This is a genomic window from Sphaerisporangium melleum, from assembly GCF_014646695.1.
Classification (GTDB): domain Bacteria; phylum Actinomycetota; class Actinomycetes; order Streptosporangiales; family Streptosporangiaceae; genus Sphaerisporangium; species Sphaerisporangium melleum.
In genome coordinates this window covers 33918-37709 of record NZ_BMNT01000060.1, presented here as the reverse complement: position 1 = coordinate 37709, position 3792 = coordinate 33918, and the positions used below count along the sequence as shown (strand labels likewise).

The 3792-nt window shown below is 70.4% G+C and carries 3 protein-coding genes; all 3 read right to left on the bottom strand.

The window, feature by feature from the left end:
• On the bottom strand, positions 1-602 hold a 602-nt coding region (locus IEY93_RS38955), incomplete at its 3' end, for a cellulose-binding domain-containing protein (protein WP_229691722.1).
• Positions 603-800: 198 nt separating this feature from the next.
• Positions 801-2162, bottom strand: coding sequence for an extracellular catalytic domain type 1 short-chain-length polyhydroxyalkanoate depolymerase (locus IEY93_RS39955; protein WP_229691721.1), 1362 nt, complete (start codon positions 2160-2162; stop codon positions 801-803).
• A gap of 119 nt (positions 2163-2281) precedes the next feature.
• Positions 2282-3658 carry a glycoside hydrolase family 43 protein gene (locus tag IEY93_RS34755; protein WP_189167424.1) on the bottom strand — a complete coding sequence of 459 codons (1377 nt, stop codon included), beginning with the start codon at positions 3656-3658 and terminating at the stop codon, positions 2282-2284.
• Between the last annotated feature and the right edge of the window lie 134 nt (positions 3659-3792).

Here is a 3792-nt window from a genome sequence, read left to right as displayed (position 1 = left end):
CCGTTGTAGGCGCCGTACAGCGCGCGGGTCGTGCTGTGCGCCGCCACACAGGGCGTGCCACCCGCGGCGTAGATGTCGCACGGGCGGTTCGAGGGCTGCGGTGAGGGCGTCACGCTGGGGCTGGGCGTCGGGGTCGGAGTGGGCGTCACGCTAGGTGTCGGCGTCGGGGAGCTGACGCCGCCGGTGCAGGTGGTGCCGTTGAGGGCGAAGCTCGACGGCACCGGGTTGGAGCCGGTCCACGACCCGTTGAACCCGAAGCTGGTGCTGCCCCCGGTCGGGATGCTCCCGTTGTAGCTGACGTTGGTCACCGTGACCTGGGCGCCGGACTGGGTCTGGGTGCCGTTCCAGATCTGCGTGATGCTCTGCCCGGCGGGGAACGACCAGGTCAGGCGCCAGCCGTCGATCGGGTCGCCCAGGTTGTTGACGTTCACACTCGCGCCGAAGCCGCCGGGCCATTCGGAGGTGACGGTATAGGTCACCTGGCAGCCGGCCGCCGCCGCGGACGCGAGATGCGTTCCGGCCGCGCCGACCGCGCCGGTCGCGAGAGTGACGGCGGCGGCGACCAGCGCCCACAACCGCCGGGGAGATCTGGCATGTCGCATGGGTGGTTCCCATTCCTTCGACGTGGTGGTTCCCCGCGCCGAATGACGCGGGCGGAAGGGGGCGGGTAGGGCGGAGCTCACCTCACGGTGCCGCCGGCCGTACGGGAGGGAGGCGGCGGGGGCCGGCGGGCACCGGGGCGCGAGCCGGGTCCGGTCCGGCGGCGACCCGATGCGCCGCCGGCCGGCTCGTCGGGACCCTCAGGCGGTGGTGCAGGTCGCGCCGTTGAGGGTGAAGGAGGAGGGTTTGCCGGCGTTGCCGGTGTGGTTGGCCTGGAAGCCGATGTCGAGGGAGGCTCCGGCGGCCAGGGTGCCGTTGTAGCTCACGTTCTTGGCGGTGACCTGTCCGCTTGCGGGGCTGTAGGTGGCGTTCCAGCCGGAGGTGATGGTCTGGCCGGCGGGGAGGGTGAAGGCCAGGGACCAGCCGTTGACGGCGGCGGAGCCGGTGTTGGTGATGGTGAGGTTCTCGGTCAGCCCGGTGTTCCAGGCGTTGACCGTCGCGGTGACCCGGCAGGCGCCCGGCCCGCCCGGCGAGGGCGAGGGGGAAGGTGAAGGGGACGGAGACGGAGACGGGCTCGGCGACGGCGAGGGGGAGGGGGACGGCGACGGGCTCGGGGAGGGGGACGGGGAAGTGGTGCCGTCCAGGCCGAGGAAGGTGATGGCGTTGCCGTACAGGCCGTCCAGCGGCAGGCCGTGGCCGGCGCCGGCGAAGCTCCACCCCTCGACGGGGGGCTGCACCCCGGAGCCTCCGTAGCGGGTGCGCGTGACGCCCGACCGGGGCGTGTCGGTGAACGCCGGCGTCTGGCTCACCCGGTTCAGGTTGGTCCACTGCTTGATCTCCTCGCCGAAGTTGACGTAGGAGAGCGTGGTGTCGACGGTGCCGTGCCACAGCTGCATGCGCGGGTAGCGGCCGGTGTAGCCGGGGTACATCGCGCGGGCCTGGTCACCCCACTGCTGAGCGGTCTTGACGAGGCTGCCGCCGGAGCACTGGCTGTTCCACAGCGACCCGTTGGTGGTGGCGAAGCACCCGGCCGGAACGCCGGAGAACGCCGCGGCGGCCGAGAACACGTCGGGGTACTCCGCGGCCAGCACGTTGGTCATCATCGCGCCGGAGGAGAAGCCGACCACCGAGATGCGGGCCGGGTCGACGTTGTAGCGCTGGCGGGCGTAGGTGACCATGGACATGATGCCGGTGGAGTCGCTGCCGCCGTCGCGGCGCAGCGCGTTCGCCGTGGACACGTCGAAGCAGCGGCCGTCGCGGGTCGCCTCGGGGAGCACGATCACGAAACCGTAGCGGTCGGCCGCGGTGGCGAAGTCGCGGCCGGAGCTGCCGAACACCCCGCTGGCCGTGCCGGTGCAGTAGTGCACCATGACAAGCAGCGCAGGGCGTGCCGCCACCCGGTCCGGGACATAGATGTACATGTTGAGGTTCGTCGGGTTGTTTCCGAAACCGGTCACCCGGGTGAGCGACGCGGCCTCGACCGGCCGGGTCAGCAGCAGCGTGCTCGCTGCCACCACGAGCGCGGCGAGACTCGCCACCATGGCTCTGAGCTTTGGTTTCACGTCGATTCCCTTCGTGCCGGACCAGCAGCGGTGACGTGGACCGGGGCGCGGGGGTGGATGGTGCCTGCCCGGGCCGGGAGCGCCACTCCGGCCCGGGCAGGTGTCGATGGCCTCGCCGGTTACGAGGTGACCCGGAAGGTGGCGTCCTGCCGGTCGCTGAGGCTGGAGGACGCGCTGATCGGGTCGATGCGCAGCACGTAGTTGCTGTGCCTGAGGTGGTAGGTCGGGAAGTTGTAGGAGCGGAACGACGACCAGGCCGAGTCGGCCAGCCCCGCGACGCGGTAGAAGGTGGCGTCGGCGCGGAAGGTCGAGGTGTTGTCGTTGGGGGCGAGCCTGATCGCGTAGTTGGAGTGCCGCAGGTAGCTGCCGGGGTTGTTGACCGACTCGAACGACACGCCGGCCGCGTCCGCGAGGCCCGGGACCATCCGCCACATCTGGTCGCGGTACGGGTCGAACGGGTAGGGGTCGATCCGGCCGACGCCGTTGAGGTGCCGCACGAAGTAGTCCGGGTGACTGGAGGACTTCAGCCGCACCCAGTTGGGCGTTCCCCAGCGGTTCACCGCCGCGTTGTACTCGGCGTCGGTGATCTGGGTGATCGAGCCGTGCTTGGCGTTCAGCGGCGGGGTGTAGTCACGCTGGTTGGCCAGGGTCCAGGCGTCGGCGCCGATGTTAGAGGACTGCCACAGGTAGTAGTCGGAGTTCACCGGCCCGAAGGAGTCACCCCACAGTCGCCAGCCGCCCTGAATGGTCTTGTGCAGCAGGGGTGCCTCGATGGCGGTGCCCTGGATCACCCCGGCGGTGTAGGTCGTGAAGCTGTTGGGGGCGCCGGTGGACGACCGCGCCCCGTACAGCCGGCCGTTGGAGAGGTTCTTGTAGTAGAGGTAGGTGGTGCCGCCGTCCACGACGACGTCCCCGTCCAGCACACCGGAGGAAGGGCTGAAGAAGGTCTGGGCGGCGCTGACGGTGTGGAAGTCGGTGGTGTAGTTGACCCGCAGGATGTTGGCGGCCGAGTAGACGATGGCGTACTGCTGCCGGGAGGCGTCCCAGAAGATGGTCGGCGCCCAGGTGTGGTCGTTGGTGGTCTGGAACCGGACGTGGCGGTATCCGGTGAAGGAGCTGAGATCCACCGAGTCCCAGATGTGCAGGTACTGGCTGTTCAGCCCGAAGTTGGTGCCCTTGAGGTCGGTGGCGACCACGACGAAGGTGCCGTCGTTCTTGCGGAAGATCTGCGGGTCGCGCAGGCCCTGCTGGCCTGAGGTCGGCGTGACGACGGGGTTGTTCTGGTTCAGCGGGGTCCAGTTCAGCCCGTCGCGGCTGACCGCCAGGTGCAGGCCGTAGTCCGCGCCCTGGAAGCTCGGTGACTCGGTGAAGTAGGTGAACGCGTAGGCAGTGTAGGTGGCCGCGGACGCGGCGCGGGGAAGGTGCACCGCGCCGGCGGCGGCCAGCGCGGCGGAGCCGAGGGCGGCCTTGGTGAATTGTCTCCGGGACAGGGTCACGAGGGCTTGACCTTTCTGCGGGGGACTGCGGTCCTCGGGGGAAGGGGAGCGGCCGGACGTCGCACTGTGCGGCGCCGGCTCATGCCGCGCGGCACGAGCCCGCACGCCATGAGCCGGCGCCGATCCGGGCGACG